16 protein-coding genes are annotated in these 21,825 nt (G+C 60.6%); 2 read left to right on the forward strand and 14 right to left on the reverse strand.

Annotation, left to right across the window (positions count from 1 at the left end; genetic code table 11):
- Positions 1 to 476: 476 nt before the first annotated feature.
- The 13 genes from AC07S6_RS11815 to dksA all read right to left on the reverse strand — a co-directional run bounded on the left by AC07S6_RS11815 (position 477) and on the right by dksA (position 19,177).
- Positions 477 to 3,398 (reverse strand): DUF748 domain-containing protein, encoded by a 2,922-nt coding sequence (locus AC07S6_RS11815; protein ID WP_495112358.1) that lies wholly within the window; start codon positions 3,396 to 3,398, stop codon positions 477 to 479.
- 88 nt (positions 3,399 to 3,486) lie between these two features.
- Positions 3,487 to 4,503 (reverse strand): class I SAM-dependent rRNA methyltransferase, encoded by a 1,017-nt coding sequence (locus AC07S6_RS11820; protein ID WP_495112359.1) that lies wholly within the window; start codon positions 4,501 to 4,503, stop codon positions 3,487 to 3,489.
- A gap of 92 nt (positions 4,504 to 4,595) precedes the next feature.
- Positions 4,596 to 6,533 carry an acetate--CoA ligase gene (gene acs / locus AC07S6_RS11825; RefSeq protein WP_495112360.1) on the reverse strand — a complete coding sequence of 646 codons (1,938 nt, stop codon included), beginning with the start codon at positions 6,531 to 6,533 and terminating at the stop codon, positions 4,596 to 4,598.
- A gap of 105 nt (positions 6,534 to 6,638) precedes the next feature.
- Positions 6,639 to 8,303, reverse strand: coding sequence for a glucose-6-phosphate isomerase (gene pgi, locus AC07S6_RS11830; RefSeq protein ID WP_034127010.1), 1,665 nt, complete (start codon positions 8,301 to 8,303; stop codon positions 6,639 to 6,641).
- A 224-nt stretch (positions 8,304 to 8,527) separates the two neighbouring features.
- Positions 8,528 to 9,379: a pantoate--beta-alanine ligase gene (panC, locus tag AC07S6_RS11835; RefSeq protein ID WP_014719945.1), complete on the reverse strand. Its 852-nt coding sequence runs from the start codon at positions 9,377 to 9,379 to the stop codon at positions 8,528 to 8,530.
- Positions 9,376 to 10,176, reverse strand: coding sequence for a 3-methyl-2-oxobutanoate hydroxymethyltransferase (gene panB / locus AC07S6_RS11840; RefSeq protein WP_014719944.1), 801 nt, complete (start codon positions 10,174 to 10,176; stop codon positions 9,376 to 9,378). Before panB ends, panC begins: the two co-directional genes overlap by 4 nt.
- Before the next feature lie 363 nt (positions 10,177 to 10,539).
- On the reverse strand, positions 10,540 to 11,025 hold the full coding sequence (folK, locus tag AC07S6_RS11845; RefSeq protein WP_032902683.1) for a 2-amino-4-hydroxy-6-hydroxymethyldihydropteridine diphosphokinase: 486 nt from the start codon (positions 11,023 to 11,025) through the stop codon (positions 10,540 to 10,542).
- Positions 11,026 to 11,027: 2 nt separating this feature from the next.
- A complete protein-coding gene (locus AC07S6_RS11850) occupies positions 11,028 to 12,431 on the reverse strand; it encodes a polynucleotide adenylyltransferase PcnB (RefSeq protein ID WP_003194157.1) in 1,404 nt (467 codons plus the stop codon).
- Positions 12,432 to 13,126: 695 nt separating this feature from the next.
- Positions 13,127 to 14,563 carry a sigma-54-dependent transcriptional regulator gene (locus AC07S6_RS11855; RefSeq protein ID WP_096144125.1) on the reverse strand — a complete coding sequence of 479 codons (1,437 nt, stop codon included), beginning with the start codon at positions 14,561 to 14,563 and terminating at the stop codon, positions 13,127 to 13,129.
- 22 nt (positions 14,564 to 14,585) lie between these two features.
- Complete coding sequence (locus tag AC07S6_RS11860) at positions 14,586 to 17,540, reverse strand: sensor histidine kinase (protein ID WP_003194154.1); 2,955 nt, start codon at positions 17,538 to 17,540, stop codon at positions 14,586 to 14,588.
- A complete protein-coding gene (locus AC07S6_RS11865) occupies positions 17,524 to 17,700 on the reverse strand; it encodes a hypothetical protein (RefSeq protein ID WP_003176118.1) in 177 nt (58 codons plus the stop codon). The genes AC07S6_RS11860 and AC07S6_RS11865 overlap by 17 nt, the downstream gene beginning before the upstream one ends.
- Positions 17,701 to 17,762: 62 nt before the next feature.
- A complete protein-coding gene (gene gluQRS, locus AC07S6_RS11870; protein ID WP_072448353.1) occupies positions 17,763 to 18,650 on the reverse strand; it encodes a tRNA glutamyl-Q(34) synthetase GluQRS in 888 nt (295 codons plus the stop codon).
- Positions 18,651 to 18,733: 83 nt separating this feature from the next.
- Entirely contained in the window at positions 18,734 to 19,177 is a 444-nt protein-coding gene (dksA, locus tag AC07S6_RS11875) for an RNA polymerase-binding protein DksA (RefSeq protein ID WP_003194150.1), read from the reverse strand.
- A 320-nt stretch (positions 19,178 to 19,497) separates the two neighbouring features.
- Here dksA and AC07S6_RS11880 point away from each other — a divergent pair, with 320 nt between their 5' ends.
- Positions 19,498 to 20,670, forward strand: coding sequence for a pyridoxal phosphate-dependent aminotransferase (locus AC07S6_RS11880; RefSeq protein WP_054898029.1), 1,173 nt, complete (start codon positions 19,498 to 19,500; stop codon positions 20,668 to 20,670).
- On the forward strand, positions 20,670 to 21,383 hold the full coding sequence (sfsA, locus tag AC07S6_RS11885) for a DNA/RNA nuclease SfsA (protein ID WP_014719939.1): 714 nt from the start codon (positions 20,670 to 20,672) through the stop codon (positions 21,381 to 21,383). Before AC07S6_RS11880 ends, sfsA begins: the two co-directional genes overlap by 1 nt.
- On the opposite strand, the gene AC07S6_RS11890 is transcribed toward sfsA, so the two are convergent.
- On the reverse strand, positions 21,380 to 21,697 hold the full coding sequence (locus tag AC07S6_RS11890) for a Rieske (2Fe-2S) protein (protein WP_495112361.1): 318 nt from the start codon (positions 21,695 to 21,697) through the stop codon (positions 21,380 to 21,382). The two genes, sfsA and AC07S6_RS11890, sit on opposite strands and share 4 nt — an antisense overlap.
- Positions 21,698 to 21,825 lie beyond the last annotated feature (128 nt).

Genomic DNA, 21,825 nt, shown 5'->3' on the forward strand with positions numbered 1-21,825 from the left:
AGCCGACCGGGATATTGGATTTGACCGAGTACATATCCATTATTTAGGTAACGGCCACTTAGGGTCCGCCCTGACGGCGGCTCACTTTCGAAAAGCGCGAAAGTAAGCAAAGCGCTCTTGCCCCACCACTCGGCACCTCGCCTAGGCTCGGTGTGCCCGTAATCCGCCAGTGATTTGGGGGGCCGCCGCCACGCGCCATCCATGGCGCGGGGCGGCTAAACCGGCATCCCTGCCGGTTTACCCCCCAAATCCCTATCGAATTCCGGCCAGCGTGGTTTAACGGGGCGCTTGAGATCAAAAGCAGATCAAGATCAAGAGCGACTCGCTTCGCATCGTGGTTACCGTCGGCTGCTACAACCTACAAAATTGTGTAGATACCTATGCTGCGATGCTGGCACCTCGGTCATTCAGTTGCACCGAGGTGATGCTATCGCAGGCAAGCCAGCTCCCACATTAGGATGGGTGGTGCTTAGAAGTTACTCAGCATCCAGATGCATTGGAGTGATCACCCGGCCATCCTTCTCGGCCTGCCCCAGCTGCGCATCGATGAAGTACACGCGGTCATCTTCCAACTGGCCCTTGTCTACCAGGTAATCCTTGATAGTGCTGGCTCGATCCTGCCCCAACTGGCGCAGCAGTACATCACTGCCACTCCAGAACTTGATCACACCGTCCTTGAGTTTCGCCGAGCGCTCATCGCTGCCCAGGTCTTTCCATTCGGCCGGGGGTTGCTGTTTGAGGCGGGTGCGGTAGATGCCTTCCAGCAATGGTGCTTTTTCCTTCTCCGGCACCTCAAGCAACGAGGCCTGGGCAGGGACTTTGTCGCCACGGCGCTGGAGGATCTTGTAATAGTTGTATTGGTATTCACGTTCCAGTCGCTGTGCGGCCAGGAACGGCCCGTCACTGCTGGCGGCGGCTGTGCCTTCAATTTCCAGGCGCAGGGCAGGGCGCTCTTTCAGCGCCTTGGCCAGGGTGTTCAGAGCGCCTTCGGCGTCTTTGTTCAGTTCACTGGAGCCTGCGGCGAACGACACATTGCCCAAGTCTTCAGAGCCGCCACCAGTGACCAGCCCGCCAATGAACTTGAAGGGCGCGGTTGCCGCGCGTACCACGAGGTTGCGCAGGGTCTGCCACACAATCGGCATCACGCTGAATTGCGGGTTGTTCAGGTCGCCGCTTACCGGCAGTTCGATGGAGATCTTGCCATCGGAGTCCTTGAGCAGGGCGACGGCCAGGCGAATCGGTAAGTCGACGGCATCAGAGCTGTCGACTTTTTCACCCAACTGCAGTTGCTCGACCACCACTTTGTTTTCAGCCTTCAATTGGCCTTTGGTGATCACGTAGTGCAGATCGAGATTCAGGCGGCCCTTGCGGATGCGGAAGCCTGCGAATTTACCTGAGTAAGGCGTCAGGTTGGTCAGCTCGACACGCTTGAAGCTGGTGGCGATGTCCAGCGCGGCCATCGGATCAAACGGGTTCACGCTGCCTTTGATCGTCACTGGCGCGTAACGGTCCACCTTGCCCTTGATATCGACGCTGGCCGGTTTGGCCTGGCGACTGTCGATGGTGCCAATCTGGCCGTTGAGCTGTTGAATCGCGGTGGCAAAGTTGGGGGTGAGGCTGAAGTCGGCAAAGTTGGCCGAACCGTCGTTGATCGCGATCTGCCCGATATGAATGCCCAAGGGCTTTTCGTTACTGGCGGCAGGTTTGGCTGCCGACTTGCTGCCGCTGTCGGCCGGCTGCGGAATCAGCAGGTCGTCGATGTTGGTGGTGCGATCTTCGTTGATCATGAAGCGCGCATACGGCTGCAACAGGTTGACCTTGTCGATCGACAGGCTTTGGCCGTGCTGGTAGTTCAGGCCTTCCAACACCAGGCGCTGCCATTTGAGGAAGTCGCGGGTCTTTAGGGTGTCCAGGGTATGCAACTGGTCAACCTGGGCGCGGCCGGTGACCTGGAGGGCCAGTGGCTCGGTGCTTTTGAGGTTTACGTCCAGGTTGCTGCCGAGCATGCCGCTGCGCAATTCCAAGCGAATAAACGGGCTGATATAGGCCTGGGCGACCCGCAGGTCGATGTCCTGGGTGTTCACTTTCAGCTTGGCACTGACCGGGTTGAGGTTAACTTCGCCGGTTGCCTGGATCTTGCCTTGCTTGCCCAGGCCGGTGTCGACCTTCAAGGCGAAGGGGCTCTGGTTGAGGCTGTCGAAGTTCTGTACGTCGACATTCAACGGGCCCAGTTCCAGCGCCACAGCCGGTTTAGCCTGGCGGTCGGCCAGGTGCACCTGATAGTTACGCAGTTGCACGTCCTTGAGCAGCACTTGCCACGGTTTGCTCGGGGCCGCCGGTTGCGCCGACGGCGCGTCGGCAGCGCTTGGTTCCGGTGCCTTGGCCGGTTTGCTCGGTTGGCTGGCGAACAGCTTCTGCCAGTCCAATTGACCATCGGCCTCACGGGCGGCCCAGGTTTCCAGCTTGTTGCTGCGGATCTTGCCGATAATGACCTGCTGCTTGGCCAGGTCTACCGTGGTTTCGCTGACGTCCAGGCGTTCCAGGCGTGCCAGTGGCCGGCCATCGGGGGCCTTTATAGCAAAGGGGGCGATGCTGGCGGCGGTGTTGGTCAGGTTCAGCTCGGTTTCTTTGGCCAGGCTGAATTTGTAGTCAGTGCTGAAGTTGAGCACCCCGTCTTCCAACACCAGTGGCAGGGCGTCACGTACATACGGCCACCAGGCTTTCATCTTGCCGTCGGTCACCTTCAAGGTGCCTTCAGAGGTGATCGGTACCAGACTGAAGTTGCCTTTCCAGTCGATTTGCCCACCTTCGGGGCCGGCGGCGACCAGGGTCATGTCGGCATTGTCGTCGGGCAAGGTGCTTAGGTTTTTCAGCTCGAAGTCGAGTTCGTCGTAGAGGAATTCGATGGGCTCGCTGGGGCGCATGTCCTGGAAGTGCAGGTTACCGCCCGCCAGCTTGATGCTGTCGATACGCAGTGGGAACGGCTTGGCATCGGGATCGGCCGGGGTTGGCTCGCTCGGCGGCAGTTTGAATAACTGCGCCAGGTTCAGTTGGCCGGACTTGTCGAACAGCAGTTCGGTCTTGGGCTTGTCCAGTTGCACGTCGGCCAGGTGCAGGGCGCGGGTCCAGAGGCTGTCGATCTGCAGGTTGGCGTAGAGGCGTTCGAAACCTACTTGCTCTTTGCCTGGCTCGCCGATCTTCAGGCCCCACAGCGTCAGTTCCAGGCTGAAGGGGTTGAGTTCGATGCGCTCGATTCGCGACGGCACCGTGGCGTAATTGGCCAACTGTTGGTTGGCAATGCGAAGGGCGATGCCGGGTAATATCAGAAAGCCCAGCAAGCTGTACAAAGCAAGGGCGGTCAACAAGGCGCCTACGGCGCGGATCAATCCTTTGGGCATGGGTGAACGCCATCTATGTCGAACGGGAGTGCCTTGGAGTATGGCACGGGAATTCGGTTCCGAAGAACCGTGGGTGCCGGGAAACTTCCTACAAATGCAGGATCAGCGTCTTCAGCGGAGGCTGCTGGTCCCTGGAGGGAAAGTCGGCTCCAGGTGTCATAACCTGCCATTCGCGCACCGGGCGCCCGGCTTTTTCTGCGCAGCGCAGCACCTGCTCACGCCAGTCCTCCATGCTGACTTTTGCCAGGTTGTTGCAGCAAATCAGCACGCCATTGTCGGCGGTGGCCAGCAGTGCGGGTTTGAGCAGGCTTTGATAGTCGCGCAATAGGTCGACAGTGCCGAAAGCGCTCTTGGCCCAGGCGGGAGGATCGAGCAGTACCAGGTCGTACTGGCGTTGCTCCAGGCGCGGATAGCTCGGCAGCTTCTGCCCGCGCCGCTGGGTGATGGGCAGGCCCGCCAGTTGGCGAATGGCCGGGAAGTAATCGGACTGTACAAACTCCATGCTCGGCAACTGCGGGTTGAGCTGGCCGTTTTCACGTCCCACTGCCAGGTTGCCCTCGGCAAAGTCCAGGTTGCACACCTCGTGTGCGCCGCCGGCTGCCGCGCTCAAACCCACACCGCACGTGTAAGCGAACAGGTTCAGCACGCTTTTGCCGGAGCTGTGGTCCTTGACCCAGCCCCGGGTGTTGCGCAGGTCGAGGAACAGCAGTGGGTCTTGCCCGGCGTGGCGCCCGCGCACACGGTAGTTGAGGCCCCACTCGTGGCCGACCAGATCTTCCAATGCGCCAGGCTCCGCGCGGTACACCGTGTCTTCGCGGTCGATGCGAGAGTTGCCGCGGGCACGGTCGTTGTACACCAGCAACAATTCCAGGCCCATGTATTGGTTGATCAGTTGGTGCAGGTCCAGCAGGTCTGCCGTTTCCAGGGACTGGTGGAAGCTTTGTACCAGCAATTGCGGGCCGTAGCGGTCGATGGTCAAGCCCCCGGCGCCTTCCTGGCTGCCGTGAAAAAGCCGATAGCAGTCCGTACCCTGGGCGTGCAGCGTGTTGATCAGGTCTTGGCGGTGATCGAGGGCGGCGCGCAGCGCCTGATTCAAGGGAGTCATGGAGCGCGCCTTGCTGGTAGATGAATAAGAAAAATGGGGCGCGAAGTTTAACAGCTAACCCCGGCCTGCACAGGCCGGGGATAATCCTGGCGCTATCGGTTGAGGCGTTTGTCGATCAAACCGTCCACCACGCTGGGGTCGGCCAGGGTCGAGGTGTCGCCCAGGCTGTCCAGTTCGTTACAGGCGATCTTGCGCAAGATGCGCCGCATGATCTTGCCGGAGCGGGTTTTCGGCAGGGCAGGGGCCCATTGGATCAATTCCGGTTTGGCGAAGCTGCCAATCTCCTTGCTGACCAACTCCAGCAGGTGCTTTTTCAACGCGTCGCTGGGTTCGACGCCATTCATTGGGGTGACAAAGGCGTAGATGCCCTGGCCCTTGACGTCGTGGGGGTAGCCCACCACGGCGGCTTCGGCGACCTGATCATGCAGCACCAGGGCGCTCTCCACTTCAGCGGTGCCGATGCGATGGCCCGAGACGTTGATCACATCGTCGATCCGCCCGGTGATCCAGTAGTCGCCGTCTTCATCGCGCCGTGCGCCATCCCCGGTGAAGTAGTAGCCGGGGTAGGGCTTGAAGTAGGTGTCGATCATGCGCTGCGGGTCGCCGTAGACGCTGCGAATCTGCCCCGGCCAGCTTGATCTGATGGCGAGTACACCACTGCCGGCGCCACTGATTTCCTTGCCCTGTTCATCGAGCAAAACTGGTTGTACGCCGAACATGGGCTGTGTCGCGCAGCCCGGTTTGATGCGCTGGGCGCTGACCAGCGGGCTGAGCATGATGCCGCCGGTTTCGGTCTGCCACCAAGTATCGACAATCGGGCAGCGCTGTTCGCCGACGGCGTTGAAATACCAGTCCCAGGCTTCCGGGTTGATCGGCTCACCTACGCTGCCCAGCAGGCGCAGGCTGGCGCGCGATGTGCTCTGCAGCGGGCCGTGGCCTTCGCGCATCAGGGCGCGCAGGGCGGTGGGTGCTGTGTAGAAGATATTCACCTGGTGTTTATCGATGACCTGCCAGAAGCGCGAACTGTCCGGATAACTCGGTACGCCTTCGAACATCAGCGAGGTGGCGCCATTGGCTAGCGGACCATAGACGATATAGCTGTGGCCGGTGACCCAGCCTACGTCGGCGGTGCACCAGAACACTTCACCTTCCTGGTAATCGAGCACGTACTTGAAGGTCATCGCCGCTTGCAACAGGTAGCCAGCGGTGGTGTGCAACACGCCTTTGGGTTTGCCGGTGCTGCCGGAGGTATAGAGGATGAACAGCGGGTCTTCGGCGTCCATCGGCTCGGGTGGGCAGTTGTCGCTGGCGGCGTCCAGGGCAGCTTGGTACTTGAGGTCGCGGCCCTCGTGCCAATTCACGCTCGCCCCGGTGCGCTCCACCACCAGTACTGTGCTGACATTCGGGCAACTGGCCAGGGCTTTGTCGACGTTATGTTTCAACGCCACGGGCTTGCCACCGCGTACGCCCTCGTCGGCGGTGATTACGGTGCGGCAATCAGCGTCGAGGATGCGGTCGCGCAGGGCTTCAGGAGAGAAACCACCAAACACCACCGAGTGCACTGCGCCAATTCGCGTGCAGGCCAGCATGGCGAAGGCCGCCTCGGGGATCATCGGCATGTAGATGCAAACGCGATCACCTTTGTTCACGCCACGGCTTTTCAACACATTGGCCAGGCGGCTGACGTTTTGGTGCAGTTGACGGTAAGTAATCGTGCAGGATTTTGACGGATCGTCGCCTTCCCAGATGAAGGCCGGCTGATCGGCGCGTTGCGCCAGGTGCCGGTCAATGCAGTTGTAGCTGACGTTCAATTGACCGCCGGCAAACCATTGGGCGGCCCCGGTGTGGATGTCTGACTGCTGCACGCTGTGCCAAGGTTTTATCCAGTCGAGAAAGCCCTTGGCCTGTTCGGCCCAGAAGGTGTCTGGCTGGTCGATGGATTGGCGATAGAGGCGCTGGTAGTCCTCTTGACTGAGCTGCGCAGCCCGGCGGACGGCATCGGCGGTGGGAAAGGTGCTGATATCGAACATGAGCGCTCCTTATTCTTGTTTTTGCGACAAGTCATAAAGATGCACCCTGGGACGGGAGGGTTCAAGGCCAACGTCCAAACGCACGTTGACCTTGAATGAACGGCTTCAGCCGCGGTGACGACCGCGGAAGTAGTTGATCAGGCCCTGGGTCGACGCATCTTCGGCCAAGGTTTCTTCGGCGCCGGTCAGGCGGTTGTACACGCCTTTGCCCAGCTCCTTGCCCAGTTCAACGCCCCATTGGTCGAAGGCGTTGATGCCCCACACCACGCTCTGCACGAACACCTTGTGTTCATACATAGCCACCAGTGCGCCAAGGCGACGCGGGCTGATGCGCTCGACCACCAGGGTGTTGCTCGGACGGTTACCCGGGATCACCTTGTGCGGTGCCAGCTTCTGTACTTCGGCTTCCGGCAGGCCCTTCTCACGCAGCTCGGTTTCGGCCTCGCTGCGGGTCTTGCCGAGCATCAGCGCCTGGCTCTGGGACAGGCAGTTGGCGTACAGCCACTGATGGTGGTCGGACACAGGGTTGAAACTGACGATCGGCACGATGAAGTCGGCCGGGATCAGTTGAGTCCCTTGGTGCAGCAACTGGTGGTAAGCGTGCTGGCCGTTGCAGCCTACGCCGCCCCAGATCACCGGGCCGGTATCGGTGGACACGGGCGTGCCGTCCTGGCGCACGCTCTTGCCATTGGATTCCATGTCCAACTGCTGCAAATGCTTGGTGATGTTACGCAGGTAATGGTCGTACGGCAGTATCGCATGGCTCTGCGCACCCCAGAAGTTGCCGTACCACACCCCCAGCAAGCCCAGCAGCACGGGCATGTTGGCTTCGAACGGCGCGTTCAGGAAGTGCTGGTCCATGGTGTAGGCACCCGACAGCAGTTCCTTGAAGTTGGACATGCCGATAGCCAGGGCAATTGGCAAGCCGATGGCAGACCACAGCGAGTAGCGCCCACCGACCCAGTCCCACATGGGGAAGATGTTTTCTTCGCGGATACCGAAGGCCACGGCTGCGGCATTGTTGCTCGAGACGGCGATGAAGTGGCGATACAGCTCGGCTTCCGAGCCTCCCTGGGCCAGGTACCAGGCGCGGGCGGCCTGGGCGTTTTTCAGGGTTTCCAGGGTGTTGAAGGATTTGGACGAGACGATAAACAGCGTGGTCTCGGCGCGCAGCTTCATGGTCAGTTCGTGGAACTCGCTGCCGTCGATGTTCGCCAGGTAGTGGCAACGCACACCTTTATGGGCGTAGGACAGCAAGGCCTCCGAGACCAGTTCCGGGCCGAGGAATGAGCCACCGATACCGATGTTCACCACGTCGGTGATCGGCTTCTCGGTGTAGCCGCGCCACAGGCCGTCGTGGATACGGCCGACCAGGTCAGTGATCTGGTTCAGCACCTTGTGCACGTCCGGCATGATGTTCACGCCGTTGACCGACAGCTTGTCGCCCACCGGGCGGCGCAGGGCGGTGTGCAGGGCAGGGCGGCCCTCGGAGGAGTTGACCGGTTCGCCAGCGTACTGCGCGTCGATCGCCGCCTTGAGATTGACTTCCTTGGCCAGGCCCACCAACAGGTCGCGGGTTTCGCTGGTGATCAGGTTTTTCGAGTAATCGAGGAAAAGTCCGCAGCTGCTCAAGGTGAACTGGGAAAAACGCTGAGGATCGGCATTGAACGCCTCGCGCATGCTGAAATCCTGCATGGCTTGGCGATGTTGAACAAGCGCTTGCCAGGCGGGCAGCGCGGTAACGTCATGAGGGGTGCGGTAGTACGCCATCGCTGCGGGTTTCCTTTTATTACGGGGACTGCCTTTAGGACACTTCAAAGCCCGGAACATCCAGTCTTATCGCAAGGATTGGGTTCCAGACAGCGCTAACCATAGCGCAGGGCAGTTACATTAAACCTAGCGTGTGGATATGTCTTGGCTTTGTCTGCGCTGTGGCCGGTACTTTTTTATACCGGCACAGCCGTCGGGGCAACAGGTTGAGGGTAAAGCGGGGGTCAGGCGAGGTTCAGGTGCAGGTTATCGATGAGGCGTGTTGCCCCCAGATAAGCGGCGACCAGGATCACCACATCACGATCTTCAGCCGTGGCCGGGCGCAGATGTACGCCTTGGCGCACTTCCAGGTAGTCCATGCGCAGCCCTGCGGCTTCAATCTGCTGAATGTGCTCGGCGCGAAGCCTGGCAAAATCATGATCGCCGCCCTGGATGGCCGTGGCGATCTGGCTGAGCGCGCGGTACAGCACTGGCGCGACCGCACGTTGCTCCTCGGTGAGGTAACCGTTGCGTGATGACAGCGCGAGGCCGTCCTCGGCGCGCACGGTAGGCTCGCCGATGATCTGGATCGGCATGTTCAGGTCGCGGACCATGGCGCGGATCACCGCCAACTGCTGGTAGTCCTTCTGGCCGAATACGGCCATGTCCGGCTGGACCATGTTGAACAGCTTGCTGACCACCGTGGCCACGCCTTCGAAGTGCCCTGGGCGGCTGGCGCCGCACAAGCCTTCGGACAGCTGTGGCACGCTGACTCGGGTCTGGCCGTTCATGCCATCGGGGTACATTTCCTCGACCGTGGGCGCGAACAGCAGGTTGCAGCCCGCCTGCAGGAGTTTTTCCTGGTCGGCGGCCAACGTGCGCGGGTATTTGTCCAGGTCTTCGCCCGCGCCGAATTGCAGCGGGTTGACGAAAATGCTCGCCACTACGAAATCCGCTTGCTGCGCGGCCTTGGTCACCAGAGTGGCGTGGCCGCTGTGCAGGTTACCCATGGTGGGCACAAAGCCGATGCGTTTGCCGGCGCTGCGGGCGTGGGTTACGGCAGCCCGCAGTTCGCGGACGGTTTTAACGGTGTTCATGCCGAGAACCCGTGTTCAATACCTGGGAAAGTTACATTCTTGACTTCGCTGACGTAGGCGCTCAGGGCCGCGTGGATGCTGTCCTGGCCGGCCATGAAGTTCTTCACGAACTTCGGTACGTGGCCAGTGATCGACAGGCCGAGCATGTCGTGCAATACCAGCACTTGGCCGTCAGTGGCGGAACCTGCGCCAATCCCGATCACGGGCACTTTGACGGCCTGGGTGATTTCGGCGGCCAGTTCGCTCGGCACGCACTCCAGCAGAATCATCGCAGCACCGGCTTGTTCCAGTGCAATAGCATCGGCGCGCATCTGGCGGGCCTGGGCTTCATTGCGGCCCTGGACCTTGTAACCACCGAGGATATTCACCGACTGCGGTGTCAGGCCCATGTGCGCGCACACTGGCACGCCGCGCTCGGCCAGCAACCGGATCGACTCGGCCAGCCACACGGCACCTTCGACTTTGATCATATGCGCGCCCGCCTGCATCAGCTTGCCGGCGTTCAGGAAGGTTTGCTCAAGGGTGGCGTAACCCATGAACGGCAGGTCCGCGATGATCAAGGCGCCATCGTTGCCACGCTTGACGCTGGCGGTGTGGTAGGCGAGCTCATCGGTGGTCACGGGCAGCGTGCTGTCATTCCCTTGAAGAACCATGCCCAGGGAGTCGCCCACCAGCAGCACTTCGACGCCAGCCTGGCAGCTGGCGTGGGCGAAGGTGGCGTCATAGCAGGTCAGCATGGTGATTTTTTCACCTTTGAGCTTGAGGCTCTGCAAGGTGGTCAGGGTAATGTCTGGCATGAAAGGTCCTCGTTCAGGCGCTTGGAAACAGCGAGTAACGCGCGTGAGTCTTCGTTTATACAGGCGCACTGTCTTGAAAGCAGTGCTTATAAGGCCTGGATTGCGCCCTGTCGCGCCGGGTTGGCGGCAGCGGGACGCCTATAGTCGTGAGGAGGACACGGGAAGTCAATTGGATGTGTTACCGCATTGTTACGATGGCGGTGTTACCGCTGTTACTGACGCGATTCAGCAAGATGGGCACAGGCTTGGGGCGCACTGAATATCCAATGTGGGAGCTGGCTTGCCTGCGATGGCATCACCTCGGTGTGGCAGATACACCGTGTCGCTTGCATCGCAGGCAAGTCAGCTCCCACATTGACCGGGTCATTCTTGAGGGAGGCGTTCCAGGCCGACGAACGGGCAGGCGGTGAGCAGGTCGCTTAAACGCTGGCCGTCAGGCAGCTGCAGGTCGGCTGGCGCCAGCTCAGCCAACGGATACAGCACAAACGCGCGCAGATGCATCTGGTAGTGCGGCACCTTGAGGCGCGGCTCATCGATCAGGCGATCACCGAACAGCAGGATATCCAGGTCCAAGGTGCGCGGGCCCCAGCGTTCCAGGCGTTCGCGGCCCTGATCGTTTTCGATGGCTTGCAGCGCATCGAGCAGGTCCAATGGCGCCAGGTGACTGTCCAGCGCCGCAACGGCGTTGGTGTAGGGCGGCTGGCCGGGCAGCAGTGAATCGCTTTGATAGAAGGCGGACACACCGGCGAGCTGAGTGCCAGGCAATTGCGCCAGCGCCTCGATCGCGCTGCGCAATTGTTGCTCCGGGGCAGCCAGGTTGCTGCCCATGCCGATGTAGATACGTTCCACGTTTATTCGCCCGCAGCGCCCGAGGCATCGGCACTGCTGCGTTTACGCTTGGTGCCGCTGCGGCGACGCTTTTTCGGGCCTTCGCCGGCGCTATCACCTTTGCTGCCCAGTTCACGAATCATTTCGCGGCGCTGGCTGTCATTGGCGTCCTGATAATCGGTCCACCATTCGCCCAGGCCATCGGTCTGCTCGCCCGCGCTTTCGCGTAGCAGCAGGAAGTCGTAGCCGGCACGGAAGCGCGGGTTGTCCAGCAACAGATCGGCGCGCTTGCCGCTGCGGCGTGGCAGGCGCTCCTGCATGTCCCAGATTTCGCGGATCGGCATGGTGAAACGTTTGGGGATGGCGATGCGTTGGCACTGTTCGGCGATCAGCTCGTGAGCCGCTTCCTGCATGGCCGGGATCGGCGGCATGCCACGGTCCTGCAGGCGCAGTACGCGTTTGGGCAGGGCCGGCCACAACAAGGCGGCAAACAGGAACGCCGGGGTCACCGGTTTGTTCTGCTTGATGCGCAGGTCGGTGTTGATCAAGGCTTCGCTGATCAAGGTGTGGGTGTACGTCGGGTTGTACTCCAAGGCCTCGGCGCTGGCCGGGAACAGGGGGTCGAACAACTGCAGGTCCACCAGCATTTCAAAGGTGTCGGCGGCGTAGCCCGAAAGGAACAGCTTGAGCACTTCCTCAAACAGGCGTGCCGAGGGGATTTCCCGCAGCATCGGCGCCAGTTCGCGAATCGGTGCGGCGGTGTGTTTTTCGATGCCAAAGTTGAGCTTGGCGGCGAATCGCACGGCACGCAGCATGCGCACCGGGTCTTCCTGGTAGCGCTGCGTCGGGTCGCCGATCAGCCGGATCAGGTTGTTGCGAATGTCGTGTACGCCGTTGGCGTAATCGAGGATGCGCTCGCTGACCGGGTCGTAATACAAGGCGTTGATGGTGAAGTCGCGACGTTGCGCGTCCTCTTCCAGGGTGCCATAGACGTTATCGCGCAGGATGCGCCCGCTCTCGTTGCGGGAAGACTGGTTGGTGTCCTCCTCTTCATCGTTTTGCGGGTGACCGGCGCGGAACGTTGCGACCTCGATGATTTCGCGACCAAAGTGGATATGCACCAGCTTGAAGCGCCGACCGATGATTCGTGCATTACGAAACTCGGCGCGCACTTGTTCAGGCGTGGCACTGGTGGCGACGTCGAAATCCTTGGGCGTGATGTTGAGCAACATGTCGCGTACGCAGCCACCCACCAGGTAGGCCTGGTATCCGGCGTTCTGCAAACGTTCGACGATGTTCACTGCATAACGGCTGAATTGAGCGCGCTGCAGCGAATGCTGGCTGCTATTGAGCACTTCAGGCGTGCTGCGTTTGTGTTGCGTTCGACGCAAGGGAGAACGGAATGACTGGAACAACTTCTTCAGCATGGGATGCACTGTTTGAAGGAATGTTCGGCCATAACGAAGAATGACCGCATGATGGGCGGGGATTCTAGCATTTAGTCAGGGGATGGTGTAGGAACAAGCTAAAGGCATTGCGCCATAAGCGTTTGCAGGTCAAATCCCGGAAACTACAAGGGGAGCCGAAGCTCCCCCAGAAGTAGTTGCGTGCTCTATTTTTATTATTGATGTCGGGCTTCTTGTTTTTGTTGATCGCCCTCGCCACGAAGCTTCCTTCATGACACTCCCAATCGGGAGCCAAGAGCAAACGGATTGCTTTGGTCGCTGTGTTGCTGATCTACGATCCAACCAGTTCAGGCTCTGCCTTAGGGCAGTTTTTGTTGTTCTCGGCCTGGTTGCGGGGCAAGCCCCAAATGCAACGCCTCTCCAAAAGAATCAGTTAGCTGCGCCTCCGCCGTGTTGTTTTTGTTATGCGTGAGTCGATTCGTCTTATTTTTATTGTCTTGTACAAAGCTTGTTATTGTTTTTGTACTAAGCATATAGCAGGGTGCGTGCCAACTTTTGCGCCGTCCAGCAAAACCGGGGGTTTGGGCTGGTTTCGCCAGATTGAGGGCCAAAAAAAAGCCGGGGCTTCGTTACCGTAAGCCCCGGCTTTTGTTACGTGAAAATTCAGCGGTAACAGTTTTTTCACATCAGCAGGTGTTACCTGTGGGGCTGCGCTCTCAGCTTTCGCTGGCCACCCCGGTCTTGCGCCGTGGAATGCCCAGGCGCTGACGCCGTTCCCACAAACACTTGCGACTTACACCCAGTTTGCGGGCCAGTTCGGTCTCGGTCATATGGTCCTGATGCTCGAGCACGAAGTGCTGGAAGTAGTCTTCCAGTGACAAATCTTCCGTCGGCTCATGGCTGGTATTGCTACCGCCGCCCTGCTGCGGGGCCAGGCCGATGAAGTCGTCGTCATCCAGGTCGCTGAGCTCGATGTCGATGCCCAGCAACTCGGCGGAGATCTCCGGGCTCTCCGACAGAATCACGGCGCGCTCGACGGCGTTCTCCAGCTCACGCACGTTCCCTGGCCACGAGTAGTGACGGATCGCCTGCTCGGCGTCCGCGGCAAACTTCAGGTCGGTGCGGTCAATGCGTGCGCCTTGACGCAACAAGAACGCGTTGGCGATTTCGTTGACGTCGGCGCCGCGCTCGCGCAGGGCCGGCAATTTGAGCGCGATGACATGCAGGCGGTAATACAAGTCCTCACGGAACTGGCCGATCTTGGCCAGGCTCTTCAGGTCTCGGTGTGTCGCCGCGATCAATCGAACATCGACCTTCTGCGATTGCACCGAACCCACGCGACGAATTTCGCCTTCCTGCAGCACGCGCAGCAAACGCGCTTGGGCTTCTAGGGGCAGCTCGCCAATTTCATCAAGGAACAAGGTGCCGCCGTCCGCGGCCTCCACCAGGCCCGCACGCCCGGCGCTGGCGCCAGTGAACGCACCTTTCTCGTGGCCGAACAGCTCGGACTCGATCAGGGATTCGGGGATCGCCGCGCAGTTCACCGAGATCATCGGCGCCTTGGCGCGCTTGGACAGGTTGTGCAGGGCGCGGGCCACCAGCTCTTTGCCGGTGCCCGACTCGCCCTGGATCAATACATTGGAGTCGGTTGGCGCCACCTTGCGGATCTTGCTGTACAAGTCCTGCATCGGAGGGCAGGAGCCGATGATGCCGATCTCGCCATTGCTGTTGCTGGCGCCTGGTTTTTCGGCGCCGCTGGTCTTGCCGGTGGGGCGTGGCTCGGCAGGCGCACTGCTGGCCGACACACGGTCACGCAGGATGCGGGCCACGGCCTGGAGCATCTCGTCGTGATCGAAAGGCTTGGCGATGTAGTCCACCGCGCCCATCTTCATCGAGTCCACCGCCGAGCGCAGGCTGGCGTAGCTGGTCATGATCAGCACCGGGGTACCCTGGCCCAGCTTGATCAGCTCGGTGCCCGGGGCGCCTGGCAGGCGCAGGTCACTGACAATCAGGTCGAACGTGGGAATGCTGAATCGCTCTTGGGCTTCCTGCACCGAGCCGGCTTCGCTGACCTGGTACTGATTACGTTCAAGCAGGCGACGCAAGGCAGAGCGGATAATGGTTTCGTCTTCGACGATCAAAATGTGCGGCATTGATTCAATTCTCTCGACGGTCTCAGTTCACAGCGGACGTCGCTTCGACATGACGCGGCAAGGTCACCCGGATACGGGTGCCGCGTTGGCTTTGTGTGTCAGCCGGGCTGTCGATGGTGATTTGTCCATAATGCTCTTCAACGATGGAATAGACCAGTGCAAGGCCCAGACCGGTACCTTCACCGGGGTCCTTGGTGGTGAAGAAGGGTTCGAACAATCGGTCCATGATGTTCTGTGGAATGCCGCTGCCTTCGTCTTCCACGATCAGGTCGACCGTGTGCTCGAAAGCCTCGCTCTTGACGCGTACAGCACTGCCGGCCGGCGACGCGTCGCGGGCGTTGGACAGCAGGTTGATCAGCACCTGGGCCAGGCGTTGTGAGTCGCCATCGACCCAATGGTCCGGATCGCACAGGTTAAAGAACTGTACTTCGAAATTGCGCCGGTTCAAGGCCAACAGCCCAATGGCGTCCTGGGCCACTTCGGCCAGGCACACCGCTTCGTCCTGATTCTGATGGGCGCCGGAGTGGGCAAAGCTCATCAACGACTGGACGATGCGTGAAACCCGCTTGGTCTGTTCAAGGATTTGCCCGCTGATTTCGGTGATTTCCCCGTCTTCTTCACGCTCTTCCCGCAGGTTTTGCGCCAGGCAGGCGATACCGGTGATCGGGTTACCGATTTCATGAGCCACGCCGGCCGCCAGGCGCCCAATGCTGGCCAGGCGTTCGGAGTGCACCAGCTTGTCTTCGAGCATCTGTGTATCGGTCAAATCTTCTACCAGCAGCACCAGGCCGCTGTTACCCGGCGCCAGAGGTTCGTCGATGGCCGCTTTGTGCAAGTTGAGCCAGCGGGTCTGGCCGTCGAGGGCCAAGTGCTGTTTGTGCAAGTGCTCGTCTGGCAGGTTGATGAAGCCCTGCAGCAGCTCTTTCCAGGGATCGCCCAGGGTATTGAGGCGCGAACCCACCACCCGCTGGGCGGCGATGCCGGTGAGTTCTTCCATGGCCTTGTTCCACATCAGGATTTCCTGGTCCTTGGCCAGGGAACACACGCCCATCGGCAGTTCCTGCAGGGTCTGGCGGTGGTAACGGCGCAGGGCGTCGAGTTCGGCGGCCAGACCTGTGAGGCGCGAGTGGTAGTCCTCCAGCCGGCTTTCGATGAAGTGGATGTCTTCGGTGACGTAGTTTTCGCCACCGGCCTTGTAGGGCAAGAAGGTTTCCACCATGTCCTGGGACACGCTCGGCCCCATCAAACCGGACAGGTTGGCTTCGATACGGTCACGCAGGCGGCGCAGGGCATAGGGGCGGCGCTCGTCAAATGGCAGGTAGAGGTCGCGCAGCGCCTGTTCGACTTCCTTTTGTGCGGCCTTGGCGCCCAGGGGCTTGGCCAGTTGCGTGGCGAACTCTTGGGGCGAGGCCGCATGCAGTTCGCGGCGTTGCGGGCGGCGCACGTTATCCACCGCGCAGGCTTCGGCGGCGCTGGTTTCTTCGGCGCTGGCGTTGGTGAACAGCGAGATCAGGGTGAACATCAGTACGTTGGCGGCCAGCGAGGCGATTGCAGCCATGTGCCAACTGGTGTCGTCCAGCACGTAAATCATGTTCAGCAAGGGGATATAGAAGCCCTGTAAGTTGCCGACCAGCGGTAGCAGCATGGTCACGGTCCACACCAGGATCCCGGCCAGCAGCCCGGCGATAAAGCCACGGCGATTGGCGGTCGGCCAGTACAGCACCGACAACACGCCCGGCAGAAATTGCAAGGTGGCGACAAACGCGACGATGCCGAGGTTGGCCAGGTCTTGCCCGGCGCCCAGCAGCAGATAAAACGCGTAGCCGGCCATGATGATCGCGACGATCAGCGCGCGTCGGGTCCATTTCAACCAACGGTAGATATTGCCCTCGGCCGGCGGCTGGTACAGCGGCAGTACCAAGTGATTGAGCGCCATGCCCGAGAGTGCCAGGGTGGTGACGATGATCAACCCGCTGGCGGCCGACAACCCCCCGACATAGGCCAGCAGCGCGAGAGCCGGGCTGTTGGCGGCAATACCGATGCCCAGGGTGAAATACTCAGGGTTGGTGGTGGCCCCCAGTTTCAGGCCGGCCCACAGGATCAGCGGCACCGCCAGGCTCATCAGCAACAGGAACAGCGGCAAGCCCCAGCTGGCGCTGACCAACGAGCGCGGGTTGAGGTTCTCGGTGAAGGTCATGTGGTACATGTGCGGCATCACGATCGCCGAGGCGAAGAACACCAGCAGCAGCGTACGCCATGGTCCCTCCTGCAAGGGCGTATGCAAGGCGGCGAGGGCGGTCTGGTTTTGCAGCAGCCACAGTTCCAGCTGTTGCGGCCCGTCGAACACGCCGTAAAGCGCGTAAAGGCCGACGCCGCCGATGGCGATCAGCTTGATGACCGACTCAAAGGCAATCGCAAACACCAGGCCCTGGTGTTTCTCACGGGTGGCGATATGGCGAGAACCAAAGAAGATGGTGAACAAGGTGATCAGCGCGCAGAACGCCAGGGCAACCCGATGTTGCACGGGCTCGCGAGTCAGGATGCTGATGGAGTCGGCCACCGCCTGGATCTGCAGGGCCAGCAACGGCAGCACGCCGATCAACATGAAGATCGTGGTCAGCGCGCCGGCCCAGGTGCTGCGAAAGCGAAAGGCAAACAGGTCTGCCAGGGAGGACAGCTGGTAAGTCCGGGTGATTTTCAGGATCGGATACAGTAGCACCGGCGCCAACAGGAACGCGCCGGACACCCCCAGGTAACTGGAGAGAAAGCCGTAGCCGTACTGATAGGCCAGCCCCACCGTGCCGTAGAACGCCCATGCACTGGCGTAGACGCCCAGGGACAAGGTGTAGGTCAACGGATGGCGAATGATCGCCCGCGGAATCATTCCGCGCTCACTGATCCAGGCCACGCCGAATAACGCAGCCAGGTAGGCGGCGCTGATCAGCAGCATCTGGGTGAGACTAAAGCTCATCGGCATCTTTTTGGCTCTGCAGGATGAAGGTCACGACGATCAGGATCAGCCATAGCAGATAAGGGCGATACCAGGCGCCCGTGGCGTCGATCCACCAATCCATGATGGCGGGGGAGAACAGGTAGATCCCGACGACCAGCAGCAGGACCAAACGATAGATGTACATGTTGGCCTCTGATTAAAAATCTGCCGCGATGTTAACGGATGGCTGGCAACCTGCAAGCGCCTTCAACTCAATTGCGCTTCGGCCAGGGTCAGCGTGCGCGGGATGCGGGTGGCGTCCCAGTGTGCAATGCCCCAATCCAGCAGTTCTCGTGGGCTGGCGTACTGCAACTGCGCGTCTGGCTCTTGGCCAAGGGCACGCAGCGCTCTGAGCAGCAAAGGCGTGGCCTGGTCGGCTGTCAACGGTGGAGAGCGGTAGGACTTGCCCAGCTTGTTGCCGTCTGGCTGCACGATCAGCGGCACGTGCAAGTAACGGGGTTGGCGCAGGCCGAGCAGTTCTTGCAAATAAAGCTGGCGCGGCGTGGAGTCGAGCAGGTCGGCGCCGCGTACTATATCGGTTACACCTTGCCAGGCGTCGTCGAGCACCACCGCCAGTTGGTAGGCGTAGAGGCCATCGCGCCGACGAATGATGAAGTCGCCGGCATCGCGACCCAGATGCTGCCGGAACTCGCCCTGCACACGGTCGACAAAGTGATACTCCAACTCGGGCACGCGCAGGCGGATGGCGGCGTCTTGCTGGTCGTGGCCGGCATTGCGGCACAAGCCTGGGTAAACCCCGTTGTAGGGCTCCAACTGCTTGCGCGAGCAGGTGCAGGCGTAGGCCAGGCCGTGGTTGAACATATCGTTCAGTACTTTGGCGTAGGCATCATGCCGCTCGCTCTGGCGAACCAGTTCGCCATCCCATTCAAAGCCGTAGCTTTCCAGCGCATGCAGGATCGCCGCCTGAGCGCCGGGCTCTTCACGGGGAGGGTCAAGGTCTTCCATGCGCATCAACCAACGGCCGTGGTGGGCGCGTGCATCGAGGTAGGAGGCGAGGGCGGCAACCAGGGAACCGAAGTGCAAATGGCCGCTGGGTGTGGGGGCGAAACGCCCAATATAGGTAGAGGCTGTCATGGCCCGGATACTACTGCATAACCGGTAAACGCCAGAAACAAAAATGGAGCGTTCGCACGCTCCACTCGCTCAACTCGGCAAAGTTACTTGCCGACCTGTTTTTCCTTGATTTCAGCCAAGGTCTTGCAGTCTACGCACAGGTCCGCGGTTGGACGGGCTTCCAGTCGGCGAATACCGATTTCGACGCCGCAGGATTCACACCAGCCGTATTCTTCGTCTTTGATCAGTTGCAGGGTCTTGTCGATCTTCTTGATCAACTTGCGCTCGCGATCGCGGGCGCGCAGTTCGAGGGCGAACTCTTCTTCCTGGCTGGCGCGATCGGCCGGGTCAGGGAAGTTGGCCGCTTCATCCTTCATATGGTCAACCGTACGGTCGACTTCCTGCATCAAGTCCTGTTTCCACTTGTTGAGGATCTTGGTGAAGTGCTCGCGCATGGGCTCGCCCATGTACTCCTCGCCCTTTTTTTCGACATAGGGTTCGAAGCCGCCGAGGCCTTGAGTCTGCTGTTGCTTTGCTTGGGTGGACATGAATAGACCGCCTCTCACTCTTCTAATCCATTGCGCAGGATTGCAACGTCACCGACACCTGCCGGCCCTGCGGCTGCAAGCGGGCGAACTTACCAGATAGATTCAGGGTGCGCTACTCCCGGTTGTCGAGGCCCAAGGCAAAGGGGTTGTAAACCGCAGCAGCCCGCCATGACTGGGTATGTATCGCCTCGAATGTTGATTTTAGCTGTTTTACGAGCGCGCGCAGGGTGCACTTGCAGCCCCAATCAGGCAATAGAGCATGTTTTACCGTGAGGGTTCGGTAGAATCCAGATTTTGTCCTCACCGTCTAAGGAAGGCTAATGGCTCAGCCCTACAGTGCGCGTAGTCGCGCCATCGAACCTTTTCATGTCATGGCGTTACTGGCGCGTGCCAATGAGCTGCAGGCAGCCGGTCACGACGTGATCCACCTGGAAATCGGCGAGCCGGACTTCACCACCGCCGAGCCGATCATACAGGCCGGCCAAGCGGCGTTGGCAAACGGTAAAACGCGCTACACCGCCGCCCGCGGCTTGCCCGAGTTGCGCGAGGCCATCAGTGGTTTCTACCAGCAACGCTACGGATTGAGCATCGACCCGCAGCGCATTCTGGTCACCCCCGGTGGCTCCGGCGCGTTATTGCTGGCCAGCAGTTTGCTGGTGGATCCGGGTAAGCATTGGCTGCTGGCGGACCCAGGCTACCCCTGCAACCGGCACTTCCTGCGCCTTGTGGAAGGCGCGGCGCAGTTGGTGCCGGTCGGCCCAGACGTACGCTACCAGTTGACCGCCGATCTGGTGGCCAGGCATTGGGACCAGGACAGTGTCGGTGCATTGGTGGCATCGCCCGCCAACCCCACCGGCACGATCCTCACCCGGGACGAGTTGGCTGGGCTGTCGGGCGCCATCAAGGCGCGCAACGGTCACCTGGTGGTCGACGAGATTTATCACGGACTCACCTACGGCACCGACGCCGCCAGCGTGCTGGAAGTCGATGATGACGCCTTTGTCCTGAATAGTTTTTCGAAGTATTTCGGCATGACCGGCTGGCGCCTCGGTTGGCTGGTGGCCCCCCCTGAAGCGGTGGGTGAACTGGAGAAATTGGCGCAGAACCTCTACATCAGTGCGCCAAGCATGGCCCAGCATGCCGCCTTGGCCTGTTTCACCCCGCAAACCCTGGAGATTCTGGAGCAGCGCCGTGCCGAATTTGGTCGCCGCCGTGACTTCCTGCTGCCGGCCCTGCGTGAGCTGGGGTTCGGTATCGCCGTGGAGCCCGAAGGTGCTTTTTATCTGTATGCCGATATCAGCGCGTTCGGCGGCGATGCCTTCGCGTTTTGCCGGCATTTCCTCGAAACCGAACATGTGGCCTTTACGCCCGGGTTGGATTTCGGTCGCTACCAGGCGGGGCACCATGTGCGTTTTGCCTACACGCAAAACCTTGATCGGCTGCAAGAAGCGGTGGAGCGGATTGCCCGTGGTTTGCGGAGTTGGCAAGGCTGATGCGTTTTAATCCTCCTCTTGAAGAAGGGCGGCTGATCCGCCGCTACAAGCGCTTTCTCACCGATATCGAAACCGTTACCGGCGAGTTGCTCACCATTCACTGCCCTAACACCGGTTCGATGCTCAACTGCATGGTCGAAGGTGGCCAGGTCTGGTTCAGCCGTTCTACGGATCCCAAGCGCAAGCTGCCGGGCACGTGGGAAATTGCCGAAACGCCCCAGGGCCGGCTGGCGTGCGTCAACACCGCGCGTGCCAATCAATTGGTGGAAGAAGCCCTGCTGGCCGGTGTGATCACTGAACTCAACGGCTTTACCGCGTTGAAGCGTGAGGTGCCTTATGGCCAGGAGAAAAGCCGCATCGACTTTCGCCTGGATTACCCCCAAGGCGCTGCGTTTGTCGAGGTCAAAAGCGTCACCCTGGGCTTTGATGGCAGCTCAGTGGCGGCTTTCCCCGATGCGGTGACGCAGCGCGGTGCCAAGCACTTGCGTGAGCTGGCTCATCTGGCTCGCGACGGTATACGGGCGGTGCAGTTGTATTGCGTGAACCTGTCGGGGATCGACGCGGTCCGCCCGGCTGTGGAAATCGACGCCGGTTATGCGGCGGCGCTACGTGAGGCCAAGGCTGCAGGTGTGGAGGTGCTCGCCTACGGCGTACGGGTCACGCCGCAGGAGATTTACGTCGAGCGTCGGTTGAAGGTGCTGCTGGGCGACTAGAGATCGACCCACAATCCCTGTTCGTCTTCGCGACCGGGCAGGGCCGTGAGGTGTTGGCCTGCGCAGGGCCCGGCGATGCACTCGCCGCTTTCAATCAGGAACAACGCGCCATGGGTGGCGCATTGGATCAGGCTGGCGCTGTCGTCGAGGAAGCGATCAGGTTGCCATTCCAGCGGGATGCCGCGATGAGGGCAGCGGTTGAGATAGAAGTACGCAATGCCGTCCCGACGCACCGCCAACAGCCTGTGGCCATCGATATCGAAACCGCGGCTGCTGTTGGGGGTGAGGTCGCCAGAGGCGCAGAGAAACTTCATTTCAATCCTTAAGTGCCTTGACGTTCAAATGCAAACAATTATCAAATGCCTGCTTCGCCCGTCAGCTGACTGGGTGCTCAATACGATGCCTGGCAGGGGTTATCTGTCACATCAATGAGTGCTTGAGT

It is taken from the genome of Pseudomonas sp. GW821-FHT07B01 (genome assembly GCF_059419065.1).